Annotated in this window: 25 protein-coding genes; all 25 read right to left on the reverse strand. The window is 29.5% G+C overall.

Going from position 1 to position 23,721, the window contains the following annotated elements; translation table 11 throughout:
- Window positions 1–4 precede the first annotated feature (4 nt).
- The 25 genes from ppdK to hrcA all read right to left on the reverse strand — a co-directional run bounded on the left by ppdK (window position 5) and on the right by hrcA (window position 23,628).
- Entirely contained in the window at window positions 5–2,635 is a 2,631-nt protein-coding gene (gene ppdK, locus AC4FRL_RS06080) for a pyruvate, phosphate dikinase (protein ID WP_491139311.1), read from the reverse strand.
- 100 nt (window positions 2,636–2,735) lie between these two features.
- Window positions 2,736–3,368 carry a transcriptional regulator CcpN gene (ccpN, locus tag AC4FRL_RS06085; RefSeq protein WP_491139312.1) on the reverse strand — a complete coding sequence of 211 codons (633 nt, stop codon included), beginning with the start codon at window positions 3,366–3,368 and terminating at the stop codon, window positions 2,736–2,738.
- Between the two features lie 183 nt (window positions 3,369–3,551).
- Complete coding sequence (locus AC4FRL_RS06090; protein WP_491139313.1) at window positions 3,552–4,178, reverse strand: DUF4342 domain-containing protein; 627 nt, start codon at window positions 4,176–4,178, stop codon at window positions 3,552–3,554.
- 5 nt (window positions 4,179–4,183) lie between these two features.
- Window positions 4,184–4,915 carry a DNA repair protein RecO gene (gene recO / locus AC4FRL_RS06095; RefSeq protein WP_491139529.1) on the reverse strand — a complete coding sequence of 244 codons (732 nt, stop codon included), beginning with the start codon at window positions 4,913–4,915 and terminating at the stop codon, window positions 4,184–4,186.
- Between the two features lie 21 nt (window positions 4,916–4,936).
- A complete protein-coding gene (gene era / locus AC4FRL_RS06100) occupies window positions 4,937–5,827 on the reverse strand; it encodes a GTPase Era (protein ID WP_491139314.1) in 891 nt (296 codons plus the stop codon).
- An 8-nt stretch (window positions 5,828–5,835) separates the two neighbouring features.
- Window positions 5,836–6,234, reverse strand: coding sequence for a cytidine deaminase (locus AC4FRL_RS06105; protein WP_491139315.1), 399 nt, complete (start codon window positions 6,232–6,234; stop codon window positions 5,836–5,838).
- Between the two features lie 43 nt (window positions 6,235–6,277).
- Window positions 6,278–6,976 (reverse strand): diacylglycerol kinase, encoded by a 699-nt coding sequence (locus AC4FRL_RS06110; protein ID WP_491139316.1) that lies wholly within the window; start codon window positions 6,974–6,976, stop codon window positions 6,278–6,280.
- Window positions 6,977–7,006: 30 nt separating this feature from the next.
- The gene (gene ybeY, locus AC4FRL_RS06115) at window positions 7,007–7,513 is read right to left on the reverse strand and encodes an rRNA maturation RNase YbeY (protein ID WP_491139317.1); all 507 of its coding nucleotides are present in this window, start codon (window positions 7,511–7,513) and stop codon (window positions 7,007–7,009) included.
- Entirely contained in the window at window positions 7,514–9,568 is a 2,055-nt protein-coding gene (locus AC4FRL_RS06120) for an HD family phosphohydrolase (protein ID WP_491139318.1), read from the reverse strand. It lies immediately after the preceding gene.
- Between the two features lie 36 nt (window positions 9,569–9,604).
- Complete coding sequence (yqfD, locus tag AC4FRL_RS06125; RefSeq protein ID WP_491139319.1) at window positions 9,605–10,726, reverse strand: sporulation protein YqfD; 1,122 nt, start codon at window positions 10,724–10,726, stop codon at window positions 9,605–9,607.
- Between the two features lies 1 nt (window position 10,727).
- Window positions 10,728–11,009 carry a sporulation protein YqfC gene (gene yqfC, locus AC4FRL_RS06130; RefSeq protein ID WP_491139320.1) on the reverse strand — a complete coding sequence of 94 codons (282 nt, stop codon included), beginning with the start codon at window positions 11,007–11,009 and terminating at the stop codon, window positions 10,728–10,730.
- Window positions 11,010–11,174: 165 nt separating this feature from the next.
- Window positions 11,175–11,624, reverse strand: a complete 450-nt coding sequence (locus AC4FRL_RS06135; protein ID WP_491139321.1) for a GatB/YqeY domain-containing protein — start codon at window positions 11,622–11,624, stop codon at window positions 11,175–11,177.
- Window positions 11,625–11,673: 49 nt separating this feature from the next.
- Window positions 11,674–11,850, reverse strand: coding sequence for a 30S ribosomal protein S21 (rpsU, locus tag AC4FRL_RS06140; RefSeq protein ID WP_003451446.1), 177 nt, complete (start codon window positions 11,848–11,850; stop codon window positions 11,674–11,676).
- Window positions 11,851–11,969: 119 nt separating this feature from the next.
- A complete protein-coding gene (locus AC4FRL_RS06145) occupies window positions 11,970–12,314 on the reverse strand; it encodes a histidine triad nucleotide-binding protein (RefSeq protein ID WP_491139322.1) in 345 nt (114 codons plus the stop codon).
- A gap of 62 nt (window positions 12,315–12,376) precedes the next feature.
- Window positions 12,377–13,681 carry a tRNA (N(6)-L-threonylcarbamoyladenosine(37)-C(2))-methylthiotransferase MtaB gene (mtaB, locus tag AC4FRL_RS06150; protein WP_491139323.1) on the reverse strand — a complete coding sequence of 435 codons (1,305 nt, stop codon included), beginning with the start codon at window positions 13,679–13,681 and terminating at the stop codon, window positions 12,377–12,379.
- The gene (locus AC4FRL_RS06155) at window positions 13,682–14,431 is read right to left on the reverse strand and encodes a 16S rRNA (uracil(1498)-N(3))-methyltransferase (RefSeq protein ID WP_491139324.1); all 750 of its coding nucleotides are present in this window, start codon (window positions 14,429–14,431) and stop codon (window positions 13,682–13,684) included.
- Window positions 14,432–14,453: 22 nt separating this feature from the next.
- Entirely contained in the window at window positions 14,454–15,395 is a 942-nt protein-coding gene (gene prmA / locus AC4FRL_RS06160) for a 50S ribosomal protein L11 methyltransferase (RefSeq protein ID WP_491139325.1), read from the reverse strand.
- Between the two features lie 201 nt (window positions 15,396–15,596).
- Window positions 15,597–15,953: a GntR family transcriptional regulator gene (locus tag AC4FRL_RS06165; protein ID WP_491139326.1), complete on the reverse strand. Its 357-nt coding sequence runs from the start codon at window positions 15,951–15,953 to the stop codon at window positions 15,597–15,599.
- 2 nt (window positions 15,954–15,955) lie between these two features.
- Window positions 15,956–17,122, reverse strand: coding sequence for a hypothetical protein (locus AC4FRL_RS06170; RefSeq protein WP_491139327.1), 1,167 nt, complete (start codon window positions 17,120–17,122; stop codon window positions 15,956–15,958).
- 14 nt (window positions 17,123–17,136) lie between these two features.
- The gene (locus AC4FRL_RS06175; protein WP_491139328.1) at window positions 17,137–17,964 is read right to left on the reverse strand and encodes a hypothetical protein; all 828 of its coding nucleotides are present in this window, start codon (window positions 17,962–17,964) and stop codon (window positions 17,137–17,139) included.
- A complete protein-coding gene (locus AC4FRL_RS06180) occupies window positions 17,939–18,643 on the reverse strand; it encodes an ATP-binding cassette domain-containing protein (protein WP_491139329.1) in 705 nt (234 codons plus the stop codon). The genes AC4FRL_RS06175 and AC4FRL_RS06180 overlap by 26 nt, the downstream gene beginning before the upstream one ends.
- A 135-nt stretch (window positions 18,644–18,778) precedes the next feature.
- The gene (gene dnaJ / locus AC4FRL_RS06185) at window positions 18,779–19,933 is read right to left on the reverse strand and encodes a molecular chaperone DnaJ (protein ID WP_491139330.1); all 1,155 of its coding nucleotides are present in this window, start codon (window positions 19,931–19,933) and stop codon (window positions 18,779–18,781) included.
- A gap of 115 nt (window positions 19,934–20,048) precedes the next feature.
- Window positions 20,049–21,899: a molecular chaperone DnaK gene (gene dnaK / locus AC4FRL_RS06190; protein ID WP_491139331.1), complete on the reverse strand. Its 1,851-nt coding sequence runs from the start codon at window positions 21,897–21,899 to the stop codon at window positions 20,049–20,051.
- Window positions 21,900–21,952: 53 nt separating this feature from the next.
- Window positions 21,953–22,579 carry a nucleotide exchange factor GrpE gene (grpE, locus tag AC4FRL_RS06195; protein ID WP_491139332.1) on the reverse strand — a complete coding sequence of 209 codons (627 nt, stop codon included), beginning with the start codon at window positions 22,577–22,579 and terminating at the stop codon, window positions 21,953–21,955.
- 29 nt (window positions 22,580–22,608) lie between these two features.
- Complete coding sequence (gene hrcA, locus AC4FRL_RS06200; protein WP_491139333.1) at window positions 22,609–23,628, reverse strand: heat-inducible transcriptional repressor HrcA; 1,020 nt, start codon at window positions 23,626–23,628, stop codon at window positions 22,609–22,611.
- Between the last annotated feature and the right edge of the window lie 93 nt (window positions 23,629–23,721).

The following is a 23,721-nucleotide window of genomic DNA, read 5'->3' on the forward strand; positions in this document are numbered from 1 at the left end:
AATATTATCTTTTATTTTTTACTTGTGCTTGTGCAGCTGCAAGTCTTGCTAAAGGAACTCTATAAGGTGAACAACTTACATAGTCTAATCCTAAGTTATGGCAGAATTCAACAGAGGAAGGGTCTCCTCCATGTTCTCCACATATACCTAACTTAATATCAGCTCTTGTTTTCTTACCTTTTTCACAAGCAATCTTCATAAGCTCTCCAACACCCTCTTGGTCTAACTTAGCAAATGGGTCTTGCTCATATATTCCTTTTTCATAATAATCTTTTAAGAATTTACCTGCATCATCTCTTGAGAATCCAAATGTCATTTGAGTTAAATCATTTGTTCCAAAAGAGAAGAACTCAGCTTCTTCTGCTATTTTATCAGCTGTTAAAGCAGCTCTTGGAATTTCAATCATTGTTCCTACTTTATATTCTAAAGTAACACCTTTTTCTTCCATTACTGTTTTAGCTGTTTCAACAACTACCTTCTTAACATACTTTAATTCTTTTATATCTCCTATTAAAGGAATCATTATTTCAGGAACTATATTAAAGCCTTTATTTTTCTTAACTTCAATAGCAGCTTCTATAACAGCTCTTGTTTGCATTTCTGCTATTTCAGGGTAAGAAACTGCTAAACGACATCCTCTATGTCCCATCATTGGATTAAATTCATGTAATTCAGCAACTACATTCTTAATTTCCTCTGGACTTACTCCTATTTCTTTAGCTAAAGCCTTTATATCTTCTTCTTCACTTGGTAAGAATTCATGTAGAGGTGGGTCTAAAAATCTTATAGTTGCAGGTCTTTCTTCAAGCGCCTCATAAATTCCTATAAAATCTTCTCTTTGCATTGGTAAAAGCTTATCTAAAGCAATTCTTCTGCTATCTTCATTTTTAGCTAATATCATTTCTCTAACAGCTAAAATTCTATCTTCTGCAAAGAACATATGCTCTGTTCTACATAATCCAATACCCTCAGCACCAAACTCAACAGCTTGCTTAGTATCTCTTGGTGTATCTGAGTTTGTTCTAACCTTTAACTTTCTTATCTCATCAGCCCAAGCCATGAATGTAGCAAAATGACCTGTAATTTCTGGAGATACTGTTTTAACTTTTTCAGCATAAATGTGTCCTGTTGAACCATCTATTGATATATAATCATCAAAAGTTAAAATTTGCCCGTCAACTTCTAAGGTTCTCTTTTCTTCATTTATTTTTAATTCTCCACAACCTGCTACACAACAAGTACCCATACCTCTTGCTACAACTGCTGCATGAGAAGTCATTCCACCTCTAACAGTTAAAATTCCCTCTGCTGCAATCATACCTTCAATATCTTCAGGAGAAGTTTCTAATCTTACTAACACAACCTTTTCACCATTTGCTTTTCTTTCCTTAGCTTCTTCTGCTGTAAAGGCTATTTTACCACAAGCTGCACCTGGTGATGCTGGTAATCCTTTTGCAACAATTTTAGCTTCTTTTAATCCTTCTGATGCAAAAGCTGGGTGAAGTAATGTATCTAATTGTTTAGGCTCAACCTTTAATATAGCCTCTTCCTTAGTTAACATTCCCTCTTCAACTAAATCAACAGCTATTTTTAATGCTGCTTGTGCTGTTCTTTTACCATTTCTTGTTTGAAGGAAGTATAACTTTCCATCCTCTATTGTAAACTCCATATCTTGCATATCTCTATAATGCTTTTCTAAAGTGTTTACTATATCAGTAAATTGTTTGTATATAGTTGGATTTTGAGCTTCTAAGTGGCTTATTGGCTCTGGAGTTCTTATACCTGCAACAACATCCTCACCTTGAGCATTCATTAAATACTCTCCATATAACTCATTATCTCCATTAGCTGGATTTCTTGAAAAAGCAACTCCAGTTCCTGAAGTTTCTCCTTTATTTCCAAACACCATTTCTTGAACATTAACAGCAGTACCCCATTCTCCTGGAATATCATTTAATCTTCTATAAACTATAGCTCTTGGATTATTCCATGATCTAAATACAGCTGTAACAGCTTCTATAAGTTGTTCCTTTGGATTGCTTGGGAAATCTTCTCCTTTTTCTTTTTTATAAAGAGCTTTAAACTTAACTACTAAATCTTTTAAATCTTCTGCAGTTAAATCTGTATCTATTTTATAACCTTTCTCTTCCTTAACCTCATCTAATAAATCTTCAAATAATCTCTTTTCAACACCCATTACAACATCAGCAAACATTTGAATAAATCTTCTATATGAGTCATAAGCAAATCTTGGATTATTTGTTAATTTAGCCATAGCCTCTACTGACTCATCATTTAAACCAAGGTTTAATATTGTATCCATCATACCTGGCATTGAAACCCTTGCACCAGATCTTACTGATACTAGTAATGGATTTTCAAGAGAACCAAACTTTTTACCTGTTATTTTTTCTAGTTCAGCCATTTTATTTTCAATTTCTTCTATTATTCCTTCAGAAATCTTTTTACCATCTTCATAATATTTATTACATGCTTCAGTTGTTACTGTAAATCCTTGTGGAACTGGTATTCCTAACATAGTCATTTCAGATAAGTTAGCACCTTTTCCACCTAATAAATTTTTCATACTAGCATTACCTTCATTAAAAAGATAAACATACTGCTTTTTTTTCATCTCAATACTCCTCCGTTCAATACTATAGTTGAAATTTATATACTAACAGAGTATTAACCCCGATAGCTACCCATTTAATCTTTCTTTTTTTAACTATAATTTAATTTTCTCCAAGCTTAACAAAGAGCTTTGTTATGTTAGTCTTAGAGATTTTTCCTATGATTTCTAACCTCTCTTTTCCCTCATTATCTTCAATTCTTTTTACAACTGGTACGGAGTCTATTTCATGTTCTATTATTTTTTTTGCTACGTCAAAAGCACAATCTTCTTCTACAGCACATACTATATTAGGCATTCTTGTCATTATAACACCAACAGGAACTTTATAGATGTCTGTTCCCCCTATAGCAACCTTTAAAAAGTCTTTTCTTGAAACAGCTCCCGTTAGAACTCCTCCATTCTCTACAAACATAGTCCCAACATCATTTAAAAAAAGATGTACTATAGCATCATGAAGCATAGTTTCTTCACAAACTGTAACCGGTTTAGACATTATGTCTTTAACCTTTATATTTTTTATTTTTTCATAGATAAAACTATTAGAAGGCTTATCAGAATATACATACCCAACCTTAGGCCTTGCATCTAATACCCCTATCATAGTAAGTATAGCAAGGTCTGGTCTTAAGGCTGCTCTTGTAACCCCTAACTTTCCTGCTAAAGCCTCTGAAGTTATTGGTTGACCTTCTTTCACAAGTTTAACTATTTCTTCCTGCCTTGGTGTTAATTTCAATTTGAATGCTCCTTCCTTAAATAAACTAGGAACAAAAAGGAATTTTTATATATTAATTGTAACACAACCTAAATCTTTTTAGTATAGCAAATTTTCTGAAAAATCATTCAAATCTGATAATTATCATTTAAAATCACGCGTTTTTTCCTCTTTATTCCATATTCCTATATTTTACATCTACTCTTATTCAACTTCATCAAATTTTACTGTATATGTAAAACTTGTTTCATTATCTAATTTATTGTGTCTGTGAAATTTATTTATTTTATTTTCACAAACCTTCCCTTTTTCTCTCTTTTCTTTCATACCATTTGCTACACTAAATGCCTTATCTTTTAAATTAGATGCCTTGTCTTTAATATCATAAGCTGCATCTTTAACTAATTTATTTATAACCTCAACGCTTCCATCTGATTTAGTTATTTCAATTGTAATTTTAGTTGCAATTGCAGCAACAAAACCTAAGGCTAAGACACTTGGAAATGCAATAGCAATTGCTCCTGCTGCAATCCCTGCATTAACAGGAATATCAGCTAAAACCTTATCTCCTTTAAGTATTCTTATTCTAGACACATTTCCCTTATTTATTAATTCTTTTATAAATTTTTTTATTTCTTCAAAACTCTCTGCTTTTTCTTCATTGAAAGCTTCTTCATTAATTTTACTTTCTTCTTCTCTTTTTTTCTCAATATATATTAATGCATTAACTACATCTCCATCACAAGCTTCTAAAGCTTCTTTAGCCTCTGCATATGTTGCATAAGTTCTATCTATTACTTGGTCTACTTTTTCTAATGTTATTTCACTCATTTAAATCACTCCTTTATAAATTTTAACATTTCTAAACTTTTAGGTTTTCTTGAATAAACTGAAGATATTATAAAGCTAGTTACTTTATAAACCTCATCCATAATCTCCCTTGATAAAGTTAATCTATAAACCTTATCTAAAGGAGTATTATTTAAAAATCTTAAGGCATTATAAGTTGCTTTATTTATGTAAAGCCCATGTTCTTTTTTACAATTATTACATACTCCTCCAAAATACCTTAAACTAATATAGTTTGAAACGCTTAATTTACTTTTACAAAACACACAATTATCAAATCTTAATCCATACCCAGTGTATTTTAATAATTTAAGCTCAAAAGCTCTTATTAACAATTCATAACTTATAGCCTCCGTATTTAATAAGTAAAGACAAGTTACAAATTCCTTATATAAATTAAAATTTTCTTCTTCATCCTGTAGTGATATATCAATAAGCTCACATAAGTAAGATGCATAAGTAAGCTTTTCTAGGTCAGTTAAAGATGTCTGAAAGGAAGTTCTTATTTTCCCTTCAGATAACCTATATAAACCCTTTCCCTTGAATAATAAATAATCACCATAGCACAAAGGGTGCGTTAATGAAAAGAGTTTATTTTTACTTTTCTTTGCACCCTTAGCTATAGCTGTTATCTTACCCATTTTCTCGGTAAAAATCCAAAGCAATTTATCATTCTCTTTATAATCTTGAGCCTTAATGATAACTCCACCACTTTCTATAAGTGCCAGAAGCTATCCCTCCTACTTTAATTTTTTATAACCTAATTCTTTTAATAAAGAGGTATTATCTCTCCACTCTTTTCTAACTTTTACCCATATTTTTATATTTACTTTTGCTCTTAAAAATCTTTCTAACTCATATCTAGCTGTAGAACCTATTTTTTTAAGCGTTTGACCATTTTTCCCAATTATTATTCCTTTATGAGATGCCTTTTCACATATTAAGTCTACTTCTATATTATATTTTCCACTATCATCTTGCTTCATTTGTATAACATCTACAGCAATTCCATGTGGAACTTCTTGGCTTAAATTTTTAAGTGCCTTTTCTCTAACTATCTCAGCTACAACAAATCTCTCTTGAACATCTGTTATCATATCATCTGGATAATACTTAGGCCCTTCTGGTAAGTATTTAATCATAAGGTCTAAAAGCTTATCTGTATTTTTTCCCTTCATAGCTGATATTGGAATCATTTCCGCAAAATCATATTCTTTTGAAAATAATTCTAAAGTTTTAGCAACTTTCTCTGGAGTACTCTCATCAACTTTATTTAATACAAATATAACAGGAGCTTTTTGATTTTTAAGTTGCTCTATTATAAATTTATCTCCTCTTCCTACTTCATCACAAGGATTGCTTAAAAATAAAACTAAGTCTACATCCTTTATTGAATCAGTAGCACTATTTACCATATACTCTCCTAATTTATGCTTAGGTTTATGTATCCCTGGAGTATCTACAAAAATCATTTGATAATTTTCTCCAGTTAATATAGTTTGAATATTATTTCTTGTTGTTTGAGGTTTATTAGAAACAATTGAAAGTTTCTCTCCCATTAATAAGTTTGTTAATGTTGACTTACCTACATTTGGTCTACCTACAATTGTTATAAATCCTGATTTAAACATATTTCCTCCTACTTTTCTAAATCTTCCTTTGTGAAAGATCCAGGTAAAATTTCTCCTAATGTTGTCTCTATATAATCATCTTCATTTTTTACTATGAATATTTTTATATCTTTATTTTCTGCAAACTCCACCATTACCTGTCTACATATTCCACATGGATATGTATGTGAATTTAAATCTCCTACTAAAGCTATAGCTTTTAAAACTCTAGCCCCCTCTGAAACTCCTTTAAATATAGCGGTTCTTTCTGCACAATTTGTTGCTCCAAAGGATGCATTTTCAACATTACATCCTGTATATATATTTCCATCCTCAAATAAAGCTGCTGCTCCCACCTTAAAGTTTGAATATGGACAATATGCTAAGTTTCTTGCCTCTAAAGCTTTTTTTATAAGTTCCTTTTTCATAATAATTCATCCTCCATCCTAAAATTTAAAAACCCAAAATTTATCAACTAAATATTTTAAAAATTAAAATTGTTATAAGCGTTCCTAATATGGCTCCTGCAATAACTTCCCAGGTGCTATGCACCTCTGAATCAACTCTACTTTGTGCAGTAATTATTGCCATTAAATAACTTAATATGATTATGATATGAGAGTTACTTATAAGAGATATAGCAGTAGCTATTGAAAAAGCTAAAGCACTATGTCCTGAAGGCATTCCACCCTTTAAAGGCGTTCCTCCTCCAAAATAAGCCTTTGCGGCAATTACCACTATGCAAACTATAGCAAGAACAATAAATATTATATAAGGTTCTGTTTCTTTTACTCTATCCATAATTCTAAAAGTAACATTTGTAAGGTCATCCCAAAATATAATATACCCTACTAAAACAGCATTTATAGCAGTTATAAGAACTGCTCCAGCTGCTGTATTTTTTGCAACTTTAGCTAAAGGATGATAATAATTTGTAGTTAAATCTATAGCACTCTCTATGGCAGTATTAAGTAATTCAGCTGCGATTACCATAGTAATTGTTATTGCTAATAGTATAAACTCTACTTTGCTTATATCATATACAAAGCAAGCAGATAATATAACTAGAGCTACTATAAAATGTATCCTCATATTTCTTTGAGTTCTTAAGGCATATATTATACCATCAATTGCATAATTAAAGCTATCTATAAGTTTTCTTACCTTCATATTCCTCTCCTATTACCCTTTTCTCATATCTTAGCTTTCCCTTGTTATATTTAATTTTCCAAGTAACTCCTCTTCTCTTTTTCTCATTCTACTCTTTTCTTCCTCTTCCATGTGGTCATATCCTAAAAGATGTAAAACCGAGTGAGTTACTAAATAACAAGCTTCTCTTTCGAAAGAGTGATTAAATTCTATACTTTGTTCCTTTGTTCTTTCTAAAGATAGAACTATATCACCTAAAATTAGTTCATCTCCATCAAAATAAGATTTATCAAATTCTTTTTCTAAATAAACATCTTTATAAACCTTATCCTTTGGATAATCTATCATAGGGAAAGATAAAACATCTGTTGCTTTATCTATTCCCCTAGTTTCTTTATTAATTTCTTTAATTTCTTCATTATCTACAAAAACTAAAGAAACCTCACACTTTTCCTTTACTTCTTCTTCTTTAAGCACAAAAGAAATAACTTCTTCTAATTTACTCTTTAATTCTTCTGTAACTTCAAATTTACTTTGTCTATTATCTATAAAAATCATTTACTTTTTCTCCTTTTTATTATCATCAGGGTACTCTATTCTTTCATGATATATTCCATTTAAGGCTTTTAAAAAGCATTTTTTTATTTTACTTATATCTCTTAGTGTAAGATCACAATTATCTAATTGTCCTGAGGATAATTTATCATCAATAATCTTATTGACCATATTTTCAATTTTTTCTTCTGTTGGTTCATTAATAGACCTTACTGCAGCTTCTGTTGAATCTGCTAACATAACAATTCCTTGCTCCTTACTCATAGGTTTTGGTCCTGGATATTTAAAATCCTCCTCCTTAACCTCCTCTGGATTTTCAGAATTATTTTTTACAGTTAAATAAAAATACTTAACTAAGGTTTCTCCGTGATGAGTAACTATAAAATCATGTATAGTTTTTGGTAAATTATATTCTTTTGCAAGTTCTGAACCTTCTTTAACATGAGCTATTATTATTTTGCTACTTATCTCTGGTTTTAATTTATCATGAGGGTTCTTCTTCCCAAATTGATTTTCTCTAAAGAAATAAGGCTTTTTAGTCTTTCCTATGTCATGATAATATGCACCTATTCTAGCTAAAAGTGGATTTCCTCCAACCTTTTCAGTAGCAAGCTCTGCTAAATTAGCAACTAATATGCTATGATGATAAGTTCCTGGTGCTTCCATTAACAATTTCTTTAATAATGGATTATTAGGATTAGATAATTCTAATAATTTAGCATTAGTAACTATATCAAAAGTAGATTCAAAAAATGGTAAAACTCCAATAGTAAGTATACCAGATAAAATAGCCCCTCCAGCTGCAAAAGTACTATCTGCAAGAATTTCCATAAAGTTATTTGTAGTTAAAGTACCTACACTAAAGGTTAAAATAGCACTTAAAACAGCTACTGTTATTGAAGAATATAATATATCATTTCTCTGTTGCATTTTTCTAAGTAATGTTCCACCTAAAACAACATTTAAAACTGCAAGAATTATTATATTAGGATTAAATCCTACAGCTCCTCCTATTAATATTACATTTAACATACTAAAAACTAGCGATATTTTGTAATTTAAAAGAAGAGTTAAAAGCATAGGCATACATGCTAAAGGTATTATGTAGTTTGACATCATACCAAATAATCTAGCAAGTATTACAGGAAAAACATTTAATATACTTATCATTACAATCTTAGAAAAATCTTTATTTATATCCTTATAATATTTGTGTATATATCCATACTGTAAATACATAACTATTATTACTAAAATCCCTAAAGTTATATAAAGATAAAATGAAGAAGCTGAATCACTTAAAAGTCCTAAGGTTCCTAAAAGTTCTAACTGATGTTCTGTAACTGGTTCTCCTTCACTTACAACTATTTGATTTTTCTTTATCATAACTGGTGGAATTTGTTTTAAAGTCTCTTTTACTAACTCATCAGTCTTTTCTTTATCATAGAAAAAGTTAGGCTCTATAACACTTACAAAATTTAAGGCAATTGTTTTTTCAAGGTCATCTAAATTACTAGAGGATATAAAATCTGTATATTGCTTTCTAGCATCTTTTAAATCCTGCTCACTACCTTCTTCAATTGGTGTTTCATAAGCCCTATTTAGCCCTTCTATACATGTATTTTCTATCTTTTTAATATCTTGTTCATTCATTGAAGCAAGCTTTGCTGCTTGTATTTCTGTTATTTTAAAAGGCATCCTTGGTATAAGTTTTGCCTTTTCTTCCTCTGGTTTATCTTGAGATAAAACTTTTTCAACTGATGAAAAATAATCTTTAATCTTTTCTTCACTTTGCTTTTGTACATCTGTCCTCAAGGAATATTGCTTATCAACCTTTTCCTCAGCTTCCTTTTTTCTAGCTTCGGTTGCAGACTCATCAATTATTTCCCTATGCGCCTTAATATCTGCCTTTGGTATATCCCCTACTTTTAAATCATATTTTCTAGTTATAATACCAGTCATTAAGGTGCAATATAAAACAATAAAGGTTATGATGTATAGAATTATTTTTCTATAATCTTTAAACAAGCCTAATATCCTTTTCTTAAAATTCCCCATAATTACTCATCTTCTCCTCCTTAGGATTAACTTTTCTTAGTAACCTAAAGCTATATTTTGCTCAACTACAAAAAGAACCTTTAATTTTATTTTACCATTACCTAAATCTTCTGTTGTTATTATGTTATCAACAACCTTAGCTTCCTTACTTATTTCTTTGCTTATTGATTTTTTCATAAGTTCTACTGACTTATTTATTAATTCATCCTTATTTTTTCCTATATCCTTTTCTTTTTTTTCATAGTATAAATTTTTCTTAATAAACTTTCCTGTACTTTCTATTTTATCATACTTATTAAATTCTTTAGTAGCCTTTTTTAGATAAATTTTCTTCCCTAATATTTCTAAGTAAATTTCACTATCTACTAAACCTGTCCTTTCATAAACTTTTCCTGAAACTTGCATTTCAATACTCTTTTCATAAAAGGTGTTAGCTTTAACTACTCCTTCTGCCTTGACTTCATATTCTTCTCCTTCTATACCTTGTCTTGGCTCTATTAAAACATCTCCTTTTTTAACTATATCTCCCTCCTTTACTAAAGCAGTACCTGAAGTTGTGTATATTTTTTTTATTTCTCCATCCTTTGAAGCTATTATATTTTTAAACTCTTTATTTTCATCTTCTCTTATTTTAGGACTTATCTTCTCCTCTAGTTTTATTTTTAAAGTTCCTCCTTCAATCCTTGCATTAACCCACATTATGTCTCCATGAGAGTTTTCTAATTTCTTCTCAAGTGCATAAACATCTAAAGAACTTTTTTTAATTCCTGGTTTCAAGTTTAAATCTTTTAACATATATCTTATTTCTGAAGGAGCTATATTCTTTTTTGTTTCAATATCAATTCTCCATATAAATGAAGAATAGAAATATAATCCTAGTAAAAAAACTGTAGCCCCTAAAGATTTTTTAGCTTTTGATAAAAAAAACACTATACCTCTTGAAGATACTATTTTAATTTTTCCATTTAATCTTTTAACATAGCTTTTAACCTTTCCATAATCAGAGTATTCTATAGTTAAGCAAACAGTTACTATATCTATCTTTCTTACATTTTCAACTCTTATACCCTTTTTCCATAAAAGGTTTAAAAGTTTATTTACATCAAAGGTTTTAATTTCAACTCTAATATAACCTCTTTTTAAAAAATCTAAGTTCATATTATTCCTCCTCAAAGGTTAAGTTTTTAAGCTGTCCTGTTAAAGCTATAGTTTCAGTTCCTATAAAACTAATTCCAAGATTCAATCCCTTAATTATTATATTTCCTAAGTTAGTGTTTATCTTTATTTCATCTTCCTTAAAAACTTCTATTCCCTTATGATTTTCAATTATTATTTCACTTTTTCCATATACAATAATCTTTGGCTCCCCATTTAATATTTCCTTAGGTAAATCTAATTCCTCTGCAATCTTATTTGTAACTTTCCTTAATTTATTTCCCAAACTTACCCCTCCTAATTAAAATATTTTCATACTAAATCTATGAAAATTTATATTTTTTTATTCTTATATAAAAATTCAATAAACATAAAAAGGCATATGTATAGGAATTTTGCCTATACACATGCCTTTTTATAAAAAAATAAAAGAGAGTTCTACTGAACTCTCTTACTTATTTAAATATTCTTTAACTAATTGACTTACAAGTTTACCATCAGCTCTACCAACTGTTTGCGGTCTAACCTTTGACATAACTTTTCCCATGTCCTTCATGCTATTTGCGCCCACTTCTTCAGCTGCTTGCTTTATGATATCTTTTATTTCTTCTTCACTTAACTGCTGAGGAAGGTAATTTAACAAGATTTCAATCTCATTGTTGTTCTGATCTACTAAATCCTGTCTATTTCCCTTTTCGAATTCAAGCGCAGCTTCTCTTCTTTGCTTGATTTCTCTTGCTAATATTTCTATAACCTGTTCATCCTCAAGCTTAACACCGTCAGTCTTTTCGACTAAAAGTATTGCTGACTTTGCAGTGCTTAAAACTCCAGCTTTGAACTTATCCTTAGCTTTTAAAGCCTGCTTCCAGTCCTCTTGAAGTCTTTCTTTAATAGTTGGCATTTGCGTACCTTCTTTCAAAAGAAATTATTCTATAAATTTAAACCAAAAACTATTTGAATTTTCTCTTTCTTGCAGCTTCTGATTTTTTCTTTCTCTTTACGCTTGGCTTTTCGTAGTGTTCTCTTTTTCTTACTTCTGAAAGAACTCCAGCTCTAGCGCATTGTCTCTTAAATCTTCTTAATGCTTGTTCTAATGATTCGTTTTCTTTTACTCTGATTTCTGACATTCTTTATCCCTCCCTCCGCTAGCGTAAATTATTAATGTAATTCACAGCCATGGGCTAAATAACACACGCTATATTATACAACATAGTTTTCTTCAATGTCAAGAAGTTAAATCTAAAATTTAGCCTGGTGGCCAACTTAAATTTCTTCCTCCAAGAACATGAAAATGAATATGACCTACAGTTTGACCCCCTTGTACTCCACAATTGGAAACAACTCTGTATCCATCTTCTGAAATTCCTAACTCTCTTACTATTTTACTAATTGTTTCAAAAATATGTGCAAATACTTCTTTATTTTTTTCATTAACATCATTCAAACTAGCTATGTGTTCTTTAGGAATAACTAAAAAATGTACTGGTGCTTCTGGATTTATATCATAAAAAGCTAATACCTTATCATCTTCATAAATCTTATTACAAGGAATTTCTCCAGCTATTATTTTACAAAAAATACAATCTGACATAATATCACCTCCTAGCCCTTTATAATATATTATAACTCATTTTAATTACAAAAACTTTCTTTTTATAATTCTATTTCACCCTTTGCAACTTCACCTTCAAAGGACTCTATTTTAACATTTAGTATTTTACCTGAAACATTACAGTCTGCCTTAGCATTTACCTTTATATAATTTCTTGTATATCCAGTATAAATTCCACTTCCTAAAGATACTTCCTCTTCAAATAAAACATCTTCAATTTTATTTATATATTTTTCAGCAAAAGCTTTTTCATTAATTTTATTTAACTCAATTAACTTTTTACTTCTTTCATCTTTTTTCTTACCATCAACTTGATTTTCCATATGTTCAGCCTTAGTACCTTTTCTTGGACTATACTTAAATATGTGAGTTTTTGAAAGAGCTATTCTCTTTAAGAAAGTATAAGTTTCTTCAAATTCCTCATCAGTTTCTCCAGGGAACCCAACAATCACATCTGTTGTTATGGAAACATCTTTTATTTTATCTCTTAGAAGATTTACTATATCCTCATATTCTTTTGCAGTATATCTTCTATTCATTCTCTTTAAAGTAGCATCACATCCACTTTGAAGTGATAAGTGGAAATGAGGACATAATTTTTTAAGAGCTAATATTCTCTTTACAACATCCTCTGTAAAGAAAGTAGGGTCTATTGAACCTATTCTAACTCTTTCTATTCCATCAATCTTTTCTATTTCTTCTAATAAATCTACAAGTGTTACTTTTTCATCTAAATCAACACCATAAGATGCAGTATGAATACCAGATAATATTATTTCCTTAAAACCATGAGATGCTAAACTTCTTATTTCATCTAAAACTTTCTTAGGGTCCTTTGAACAAACTGACCCTCTAGTATATGGAATTAGACAATAAGCACAGAATCTATTACATCCATCTTGTATTTTTAAGAAAGCTCTAGTTTTATTATTATATTCTTCAATTTTTAAATCTTCAAAAACTTTATTTTTTAAAACAGCTCCAACTTTAACTTGTTGTTTACCTTCATCTCTAGCTTTATTTACATAATAAACTATTTCACCTTTATTTCTTGAACCTAAAACAACATCTACGCCTTCTATTCCTGAAACTTCTTTAGGTGCTATTTGAGCATAACATCCAACAACAGCTATAATTGATTCTGGATTTTGTCTTCTCGCTCTTCCTATTATCTGTCTTGACTTTTTATCTCCCATATTAGTTACGCTACAAGTATTAATAACATAAACATCTGCTATTTCATTAAAATCAACAACTTCATAGCCTTCTCTAACAAATTTTTCAGTCATCGCTTCTGATTCATATGTATTAACTCTACAACCTAGTGTAGCAAATGCAACTTTCATTTAAATATTTCCTCCTAAATCACCAAGCTCATACTGAATAAGAGAAACACAGGTAAATCCTGCTGTTTCTGTTCTTAAAATTCTTGGTCCTAAAGTTACAATATGAGCTCCTTTTTCTTTTAGGGCTTCTATTTCAAAATCTTCAAATCCGCCTTCTGGTCCAATCATTATTCCAACATTTTTTATATTTTTATCACCTATAGAGTTAACCATAGCTCTTATTCCGTATCCTGTAGCATTTTCATAAGGAATAACCATAAGGTCTAATTCATCTATCTTTTCTAAAACCTCTTTAAAATCCATAGGTTCTAAAACCTTTGGTATTACAGTTCTTTTGCTTTGCTTACATGCTTCTAAAGCGATTTTATTTAATCTATCTAATTTTTTAAATTCACCTTTTAACTTAACATCTACTCTATCTGTTATAGTCGGAATTATTTCTAAAACACCAAGTTCTACAGATTTTTGAACTATTAAGTCCATCTTTGCAGCCTTTGGCATCCCTTGAAATAAAGTAATATTTAAATTACTTTCATTATTTATATTAAGCTTTTCTAAGATTTTTATAGAAACCTCTTGCTTATTAACCTCTTCTACCTCACCTAAAAACTCTTCACTTTCAAGATTATTTATAATAACCTTTTCCCCTGGCTTTACCCTTAAAACCTTATAAATATGTTTTACATCTTCTCCTATTATTTTTGCATGAGTATCTGAAAACATATTACTTGGTGTAAAAAACTTATGCATAATTTTATACTCCCTTACTAAATTATTTTAACTTAGCAACAATACAGTTCCATTCTCCATCTTTATTAACTTCAATAACTTCAAAACCTTCTTTTTCTAATTTATCAATGACCATTTGTCTTCTTTCATGTATTATACCTGAAGTTATAAAAATACCATCTTTATTTAATGCTTTTTTAACATCTTCTACTAATATACAGATTATTTCAGCTATAATATTTGCAACAACTATATCAGCTTTTCCTTCTACAACATCTAAAAGATTTCCGTATAATACTTCTATGTTATCAACATTATTAAAAGATATATTTTCTTTAGCTGAGTCTACAGCAACTGGGTCTAAATCAACTCCTATAACCTGTTTTGCACCAAGCTTAGAAGCCACTAAAGCAAGTATTCCTGAACCTGTTCCAATATCAAATACAGTAGTATCTTCTTTAACATATTTATCTAAAGCTTGAACACACATTCTTGTAGTTTCATGGTCTCCAGTACCAAAAGCCATACCTGGGTCTAACTCTATTACCATTTCTTCTTCCCTTGGTTCATACTCTTCCCATATTGGTTTTATAACTATCTTATCTCCAATTTTTATTGGCTTATAATACTTTTTCCAATTGTTAGCCCAGTCTTCTTCAAACATTTTTTCTGCTTCAACTGTTCCTTCGCCAACATCTAATCCTGATGCTTTTAATTCCTTAACTTTTTCCTTAACATAAGCTATTACTTCATCAATATTATCTTCTTCTGAGAAATATCCCTTAACAACAGCAACCTTCCCCTTATGTTCTAATATATTTATATCTGCAAAGTCCCAAGTTAAAGGTCCTTGTTCTCTTCCTAATATATCATTTGGATCCTCTATAGCGACCCCTTTACAATCTAATCCGTAAAATATTCCTGATATAGGTTCTAAGGCCTCACTTTTAGTTATAACTTTAACTTCAATCCAAGTTCCTTCCATTTATGTATCAATCCTTTCTTATGCTACTTTGACTAATAATTTATTTTACACTTTAGTGTATTATCTGTCTAGGTTATAATCCTTATTATATTTATATACTTTGTTAATCTTTTCAAAAATAAATATTTATGTCTATTATCCCATATAAAAAAATTAAAGGCTATAGTCTATTATTGACATAACCTTTAAACTTAATCTTATTTAATATCTATCTTTAATAATTTCTAAAACTTCTTCCTTAGTTAAATTTATAGCCTTCATATTTTTAATAAATGTATCTAAGGAATCATCTAAAAGTTCTTTTCTAATATTTTTTAATATTTCTTCATTAGTTGTTATTGTACTTTGTTTATTTCTTACAGTATCTATAAGCCCCATATTTTCCATATCTCTATAAGCTCTTTGTACTGTATTTGGATTAACCTTTAACATTTCAGCAAGCTCCCTCCTAGAAGGTATCTGCTCTCCTGGTCTTAAACTTTTTCTGACTATTGATTCCTTCACATGTCTTATTATTTGTAGATAAATCGGCTCCCTATCATTTACTTCAAAAAACATTTTTAATTACCACCTATTATTTCAATACTACCTAAATATCCTGTTACTATTTCTCCTATATAAATCGGATTCTTACTAGGTATATCTATAACAGCTATATATCTAGAATTTTTCTGCTCCTTCTCATTATAATCTATAAAATTTATTATAAGCTTATCTTTATCAATTATAAAAGTTCCAATAGAACTAATATTTACTCCTAACCTTTCTAACCTTTCATTTTCTACAATATCCTTATATAAAACAAAATCTTTTTTTTCAGTATCAAATACTATAGCTGATGTTTTATTATTACAAGTTTTAGTTAAATATATTTTACCATAAGCTTTAAAAACATCTCCTATAATATCTCCTTCACCTTCAAAGTTATTAAAGTCTTTTAAAGTCTTTTCATCTACATTATAAACATTAAATTCTCTAGTATCTGAATTTACTTCAACAATAGTACCATCTATATAGTTAACTTCATTAATATCTGTAACAATTCTATTTACTCTATAATAAGCTTTATTTAAATCATGTTTTTCTAAAGAGGCAAACTCATTCTCTACTAAAATAACATTAAAGTCTTCTTTATTTATATTTAATTTATCTCCTAAATTTAAATTTCCTACTAAGTTTAACTCCTTTTCATTTAAAGGAATTTCTCCAAATATAAGACCATTACTACCATTAAATATTATATTTATTTTTCCCTCTTTATAAGAAACCTTATCTATATTACTTGTTTTTATAAACTCCTCTGTTTTAACTTCAAAGAACTCATAAATATTTTCTTTTTTATCCTTAAGTCTAACCTCTAATTTAGGTACAACAGAATCATATTTCACATTAACATTAACCATAACTTCATCATTTTCAAAAAATGTATTATTTGTTGGATATATTCCTCTAAAGAATTTTTTATCTTTTAAAACATCTATTCCATTATAATACCTTTCATTTATGGTATTTAAATTTTTAGTTGATTTAGAGTTAATAACCATATCTTCTTCATATATATCCTTATCTTTAAATAAGACTATCTCAAAATTTCCAAGATTACTTTTATCTCCATAAACAGTTTTAAAATCTATAGAAGAAGAATTAATATAAATATATATTGAAACAACACTTAAAAAAGTGATAAAAAATACAATTGATAAAATTAAAGGAATTCTTTTTTTCATAACTTTCACCTCTCCTATACATGAACCTTTCTTTCAAGTAAATATTTAGAACCAAAAAATCCTATTAAATTATATAAAATAGCTATTATTGTAAACCAAAGAAAAGTTTCAAATCTAAATAAACTTAAATATTGTGGTAAGAAAAGAGAAATTATTAAAAATGAAATTCCAATTATAATACCTAATATACCTCCCTTTATTCCAAAACTTCTTTCTAATAATATAAAAAGAAAAGTTAAAAGTATCATTGCTATGAAAAATAATAATTGAGTTATTATATTAGTAAAACTATTTGGTATAAGTCCATAAAAGATATTTATAGTTTTATTTATTATATCTAAAAATCCTTCCTTAACTATTGCATCATGGGGCACCATAAAATTAAATATAATATAATCTATAACTACTCCTAATAATTGAAAAAATACTAAAGCTAAATAATAAAATGAGGCTGATAAAAACTTATATGAAAGTATATACTTTTTAGGTATAGGCAAAGTTAAAAGAGTATATGCACTTTTATTTTCTCCTTTAAACTCTCCAATCCACAAATACATACAATATAAACAAAAAGAAAGTAATATTAATAAAATTAAAAGCTTACTACTTGCTTGATTAAAAAAATCTCCAAAACTGCCAAAGGGAGAAAATATTTGTATAGCACCTATTCCCTCTGTTTTTTCTAAATATATATTTAAATTTTTATTTAAATTATATATAAAATACAAAATACTAAGTGCCATAATTCCTAAAGAAGAGCCTAAAGTTATTTTTAAATCTCTTAATATTTCTAAATTTAAAAGATAAAATGATTTTTTAAGATTCCCTTTCTTCACTTTCATATACCTCCCTTATTTTTTCTACCATAGAAATTCCCTCTCTTTCTTTTTCCTCTTCAACATAAAACTCACTCTTAACTATTCCATCACTTAAATAAATAACTTTATCAATTATATTTTCAACTTCTTTTAATTCATGAGTTGTAAGTAAAATACATATGTTATCATCTATATATCCTATTAAAGATGCAATAAACTTCTCCCTAGTAAAAATATCTATTCCTGAAAAAGGCTCATCTAAAAGTAAGTACTCTGGATTTCTAGCAAAGCCTAAAATAAGTTTTACCCTTGCAATATTTCCCTTAGAAAGAGTATTTATTTTTAATTCATCCTTTAACTTAAAATCATTTAACATAGAATACGCTTTTTCTTTATCCCATCTTTCATAAATATTTTCCATATACTCAAAGGCATCCTTTATGGTCATATTTCCATAAGTATTTATTACATCTGGAACAAAAGCTAATTTTTCATAAGTTTTATAATTTACCTCCTCTCCATCTAATAAAACTTTCCCAGAATCTTTTTTAACAATATCCATTATTATTTTTAATAAAGTTGACTTTCCTTCTCCATTTAAACCTACTAGAGCTGTTATCTCTCCTTTTCTAGATTTAAAAGAAACATCTTTCAAAACTATTTTTCTTTTAAATTTTTTCTTAACGCATTTTACTTCTAACAAAAAATCACCCCTTAACTATAGTGTATTATTATATTAATACACTAATACTATCTGTAGTGTATCATAATAACTTATTTTTGTAAATAAAATAAAAAAATACTCTAGTTATATATTAACTAGAGTATTTAAAATTTATTATTTTTTCTTTTTAAATTTTGAGAAAAATCCTTCATCTTTCTCTTCTGTGCTATCTATATTTTCCCCAGAAGCTCTCATAAATTCTTTTAAAGCTTCCTCTTGTTCTTTATTTAAGTGTTTTGGAACTTCAACTATCATATGAACATATTGATTTCCTCTTCCACCACCATTAACAAAAGGAACTCCTTTTCCTTTTAATCTAAACTTAGTTCCAGGTTGAGTACCTGCAGGTACTTTATATTTAACATTGCCATCTACTGTAGGCACAGTAATTTCAGCTCCTAAAGCTGCTTTAGCCATACTTATTCTATAGTCATAGTAAATATCAGAACCTTCTCTTCTAAATATCTTAGAAGGTGCTACATTTACTCTTATATATAAATCTCCAGCAGGGCCGTTATTAGCTCCTTGTTCCCCTTGTCCTCTTAATGGTATTATGTTTCCAGTATCTACACCAGCTGGTATCTTAACTGTTATCTTTCTATGCTTCCTAACAGTTCCTTTACCCTTACAATCTGGACATGGTTCTTCAATTATTTTTCCTGTTCCACCACATTGGTCACAAGTTGTTGTAGATACAAAACTTCCTAATGGAGTTTGTCTTTGTACTCTTATTTGTCCTGAACCATTACATTTTGGACAAGTCTTAGGAGAAGTACCAGGCTTAGCTCCTGTTCCATGACAAGTTTCACAGTTTTCTGTTCTAGTAATTGATATTTCTTTTTCACAACCAAAAACAGCTTCTTCAAAAGTTATATTTAAACTATATTCTAAATCAGCACCTCTTTGTGGAGCATTTTTTCTTCTTGAAGAACCTCCACCAAAGCCACCGCCAAAGAAAGATTCAAAAATATCTCCAAAGCCACCCATTTCAGAGAAATCAAAGCCACCAGCGTCAAAACCGCCACCGCCAAAGCCACCACTTCCATCAAAAGCAGCATGACCGAATTGATCATATTTAGCCTTCTTTTCTGGGTCCTTTAAAACATCATAAGCTTCATTTACTTCTTTAAAATTTTCCTCTGCTTCTTTATCTCCAGGATTTCTATCTGGATGATATTTCATAGCCATTTTTCTAAAAGCTCTTTTTATCTCATCATCTGAAGCACCTTTTTTAAGTCCAAGCACTTCATAATAATCTTTTTTAGCCACTATCTTTCACCACCTATAAGTTTACTTATAAAAAGGGAAGACTATCTTGAGCCTTCCCTCTATTGATTACTTTATTATTATATCAAAGCTTTAAGTCTTGTGATAGTTTTAATTATTATTTATCATCTTGAACTTCAAAGTCAGCATCTACAACATTGTCATCATTGTTTCCGTTTGATGCATTAGCTCCACCCATGTTGTTTGGGTCAAAGCCTTGACCTTGTGCTCCACCATTTTGTTGATATAATTTTTCTGATACTTTATAGAATGCTTGAGTTAATTCTTCCATAGCTTTCTTTATAGCTTCTATATCTTCGCCATCTTTAACTTTCTTAACAGCTTCTATTTTAGCTTCTATTTCTGATTTTTCTTCAGCTGAAACTTTATCTCCAAGCTCATTTAAAGTTTTTTCTGTTTGATAAACAGTTTGTTCAGCATTGTTTTTAACTTCTATAGCTTCTTTTCTCTTCTTATCTTCTTCAGCAAATTGTTCAGCTTCTTTTACAGCCTTATCAATTTCAGCATCACTTAAGTTAGTTGAAGCTGTGATTGTTATGTTAGCTTCTTTTCCAGTAGCTTTATCTGTTGCAGAAACTTTAACTATACCATTTGCATCTATATCGAAAGTAACTTCGATTTGAGGGATTCCTCTTGGAGCTGGAGCAATTCCTGATAGAGTAAATCTACCTAAAGTTTTGTTATCAGCAGCCATTTGTCTTTCACCTTGTACTACATGAATTTCAACTGAAGTTTGGTTATCTGCTGCAGTTGAGAATATTTGACTCTTTCTTGCAGGGATAGTTGTATTTCTTTCGATTAATGGAGTTGCAACTCCTCCTAAAGTTTCAATTCCTAATGTTAATGGAGTAACATCTAGTAATAATACGTCTTTAACATCACCAGTTAAAACACCAGCTTGTATTGCAGCACCCATTGCTACACATTCATCTGGGTTAACTCCTTTTGAAGGCTCTTTTCCAGTGAAGTTTTTAACAGCTTCTTGAACTGCAGGTATTCTTGTTGATCCACCAACTAAGATTACTTTATCTATGTCATTTAATGAAACGTTACCTGATTTTAAAGCTTCTTTCATTATGTTTATTGTTCTTTCAACTAAGTCATGAGTTAATTCATTGAATTTAGCTCTTGTTAATGTCATATCTATGTGTTTTGGACCAGTTGCATCAGCAGTTATAAATGGTAAGTTTATTAATGTTTGAGTTGATGATGATAACTCAATTTTAGCTTTTTCTGCTGCTTCTTTTAATCTTTGAAGAGCCATTTTATCTTGTCTTAAATCTATTCCATTTTGAGCTTTAAACTCATCTGCTATATAATCTATAATTCTTTGGTCAAAGTCGTCTCCACCTAATCTAGCATCACCATTTGTTGATACAACTTCGAATACTCCATCACCTAAATCTAAGATAGATACGTCGAAAGTACCACCACCTAGGTCATATACTAAGATTTTGTGTGCATTATCCATTTTATCTAATCCATAAGCTAATGATGCAGCTGTTGGTTCGTTTATTATTCTCTTAACATCTAAACCAGCTATTCTACCAGCATCTTTAGTTGCTTGTCTTTCAGCATCATTGAAGTAAGCTGGAACTGTGATAACAGCTTCTGTTACTTTTTCTCCTAAATATGCTTCAGCATCAGCTTTTAATTTTTGAAGTATCATTGCTGATATTTCTTGTGGTGTATAATCTTTTCCATCTATATTAACTTTGTAGTCAGTTCCCATGTGTCTTTTTATTGACATTATTGTTCTATCTGGGTTTGTAATTGCTTGTCTTTTAGCAACTTGACCTACTAATCTCTCTCCATTTGCTTGGAATGAAACTACTGATGGAGTTGTTCTTGCACCTTCTGAGTTAGTGATAACTACTGGTTCTCCACCTTCCATAACAGCTACACATGAATTTGTTGTTCCTAAATCTATACCTATTATTTTACTCATTGAAAATTCCTCCTCTATAAATATCTATATATAATTTGTCAAATTCTAATTAATTATTTAGTTACAGTTACCATAGAATGTCTTATGACTTTATCCCCTCTTTTATATCCCTTTTGGAATACTTGGGCTACTTCATTTGGTTTTGCTCCTTCTTTTTCTACAACCATCATAGCTTGATGTAATTCTGGGTCAAAACCATTTTCTGTAGATATTTCTTCAACTTGAAGTTTATCTAAAGCATCTTCAAATTGTCTTACTGTCATTTCAACACCTTTTTTAAGGTCCTCAACAGTTCCATCTACATCTAAGGCTCTTTCTAAGTTATCTAAAACTGGAAGCATTTTTACTAAAACATCTTCACAAGCATCAGTATATATTCTTTCTTTTTCTTTATCTGTTCTTTTTCTGTAGTTTTCATACTCTGCAGATATTCTTAATAATCTATCTTTTAAGGCCTCTAATTCATTTTCTAGTTTCTTTGTTTTATTTTTAAACATATTATTTTCTTCCTTTAAAGCCTTTAATTCTTCAAAATCTATAACTTTTTCATCAGCCTTAATATCTTCTGAAACTTCTTCTACCTCTTCATCAATATTAGGATTTTCAGCCTTTGTTTCTTTGTCTAATTCCTCTTTGATATTATCCTTTAACTCTTCGTTAAAATCTTTATCATCCACCATAAAGCAGTTACACCTCTTCTCTTTATTTACTACTTATTTTTTAAGGTTTCATTTAATTCTTTCATAACCTCAGTCATGATTGCTAAAACCTTAGAATAATTTATTCTTCTAGGCCCTATTAAAGCTATTGTACCTAAAGATCTATCTCCTACATGATAACCAGCTGATATAATGGAACATTCCTTAGCCTCTGGGACAAAAATTTCATCTCCTATTTTTACAGTCATATCTTCACTATCACTTATAAGTTCTGAAATACTTTTCTTATCATGTAAAAATTCTAAAATTTCCTTAGCTTTATGAATATTATTATATTCTGGATAATTTAATATATTAATTGCTCCCTCTAAGAATACCTCAGATGTTTCATCACCCTTTAAGCTTTCATAAAGAGCTGGTAACACAGCATTTACTATATCTTCATATCCACTTAAAGCTTTATTTAAGTTACTTATAACCTCTAAGTTTATTTGCTCAATAGTAAGGTTTTTAAGCCTTTCAGTTATTATCTTACTAATTTTAATAAGTTCTTCAGATATAGGTACGCTCCTTACTTTTATAACTGTATTTCTTATAACACCACTATCTGTTACTAATACACATAAAATACTTAAATCATCAACCTTCAAAAGTTGTATAGACTTAACAAAACTTTTATGCACAGAAGGTGCTTTTACTATACAAGTCATTTTAGTAAGTTCTGATAGAAGAGCACTAGTTTGCTTGATTATTTTATCAACTTCATACAATGTACCATCTATTATTGAACTTCTAATAAGACCTTCTTCTTCAGAAGACAATCTTTCAAATTCAATCATTCTATCTACATATAATCTATATCCTCTGCTTGATGGAATTCTTCCTGCCGAAGTATGAGGCTGTTCTAAAAATCCCATATCCTCTAAGTCAGCCATTTCATTTCTTATTGTGGCTGAACTTACTCCAAGATTATATTTTTTAGCGATAGTTCTTGAACCAACGGGTTCTCCTGTTGATATATAGTCTTGAATTATAGCTCTTAATATTTGAAGCTTTCTATCATCTATCACTAATCTCACCTCTTTATTAGCACTCACTATTAACGAGTGCTAACTAGTACACTATTAATATATTACCTTACAAGTTTTTTGTCAATCCCATTT

The organism is Clostridium sp. TJA032 (assembly GCF_058310275.1).

Coding starts and splice junctions, on each gene's coding strand:
- ppdK (WP_491139311.1), bottom strand. CDS start 2,635: ATGAAAAAAAAGCAGTATGTTTATCTTTTTAATGAAGGTAATGCTAGT.
- AC4FRL_RS06090 (WP_491139313.1), bottom strand. CDS start 4,178: ATGAGTGAAATAACATTAGAAAAAGTAGACCAAGTAATAGATAGAACT.
- era (WP_491139314.1), bottom strand. CDS start 5,827: ATGTTTAAATCAGGATTTATAACAATTGTAGGTAGACCAAATGTAGGT.
- AC4FRL_RS06105 (WP_491139315.1), bottom strand. CDS start 6,234: ATGAAAAAGGAACTTATAAAAAAAGCTTTAGAGGCAAGAAACTTAGCA.
- AC4FRL_RS06110 (WP_491139316.1), bottom strand. CDS start 6,976: ATGAAGGTAAGAAAACTTATAGATAGCTTTAATTATGCAATTGATGGT.
- ybeY (WP_491139317.1), bottom strand. CDS start 7,513: ATGATTTTTATAGATAATAGACAAAGTAAATTTGAAGTTACAGAAGAA.
- AC4FRL_RS06120 (WP_491139318.1), bottom strand. CDS start 9,568: ATGGGGAATTTTAAGAAAAGGATATTAGGCTTGTTTAAAGATTATAGA.
- yqfD (WP_491139319.1), bottom strand. CDS start 10,726: ATGAACTTAGATTTTTTAAAAAGAGGTTATATTAGAGTTGAAATTAAA.
- AC4FRL_RS06135 (WP_491139321.1), bottom strand. CDS start 11,624: ATGCCAACTATTAAAGAAAGACTTCAAGAGGACTGGAAGCAGGCTTTA.
- rpsU (WP_003451446.1), bottom strand. CDS start 11,850: ATGTCAGAAATCAGAGTAAAAGAAAACGAATCATTAGAACAAGCATTA.
- AC4FRL_RS06145 (WP_491139322.1), bottom strand. CDS start 12,314: ATGTCAGATTGTATTTTTTGTAAAATAATAGCTGGAGAAATTCCTTGT.
- mtaB (WP_491139323.1), bottom strand. CDS start 13,681: ATGAAAGTTGCATTTGCTACACTAGGTTGTAGAGTTAATACATATGAA.
- AC4FRL_RS06155 (WP_491139324.1), bottom strand. CDS start 14,431: ATGCATAAGTTTTTTACACCAAGTAATATGTTTTCAGATACTCATGCA.
- prmA (WP_491139325.1), bottom strand. CDS start 15,395: ATGGAAGGAACTTGGATTGAAGTTAAAGTTATAACTAAAAGTGAGGCC.
- AC4FRL_RS06165 (WP_491139326.1), bottom strand. CDS start 15,953: ATGTTTTTTGAAGTAAATGATAGGGAGCCGATTTATCTACAAATAATA.
- AC4FRL_RS06170 (WP_491139327.1), bottom strand. CDS start 17,122: ATGAAAAAAAGAATTCCTTTAATTTTATCAATTGTATTTTTTATCACT.
- AC4FRL_RS06175 (WP_491139328.1), bottom strand. CDS start 17,964: ATGAAAGTGAAGAAAGGGAATCTTAAAAAATCATTTTATCTTTTAAAT.
- dnaK (WP_491139331.1), bottom strand. CDS start 21,899: ATGAGTAAAATAATAGGTATAGATTTAGGAACAACAAATTCATGTGTA.
- grpE (WP_491139332.1), bottom strand. CDS start 22,579: ATGGTGGATGATAAAGATTTTAACGAAGAGTTAAAGGATAATATCAAA.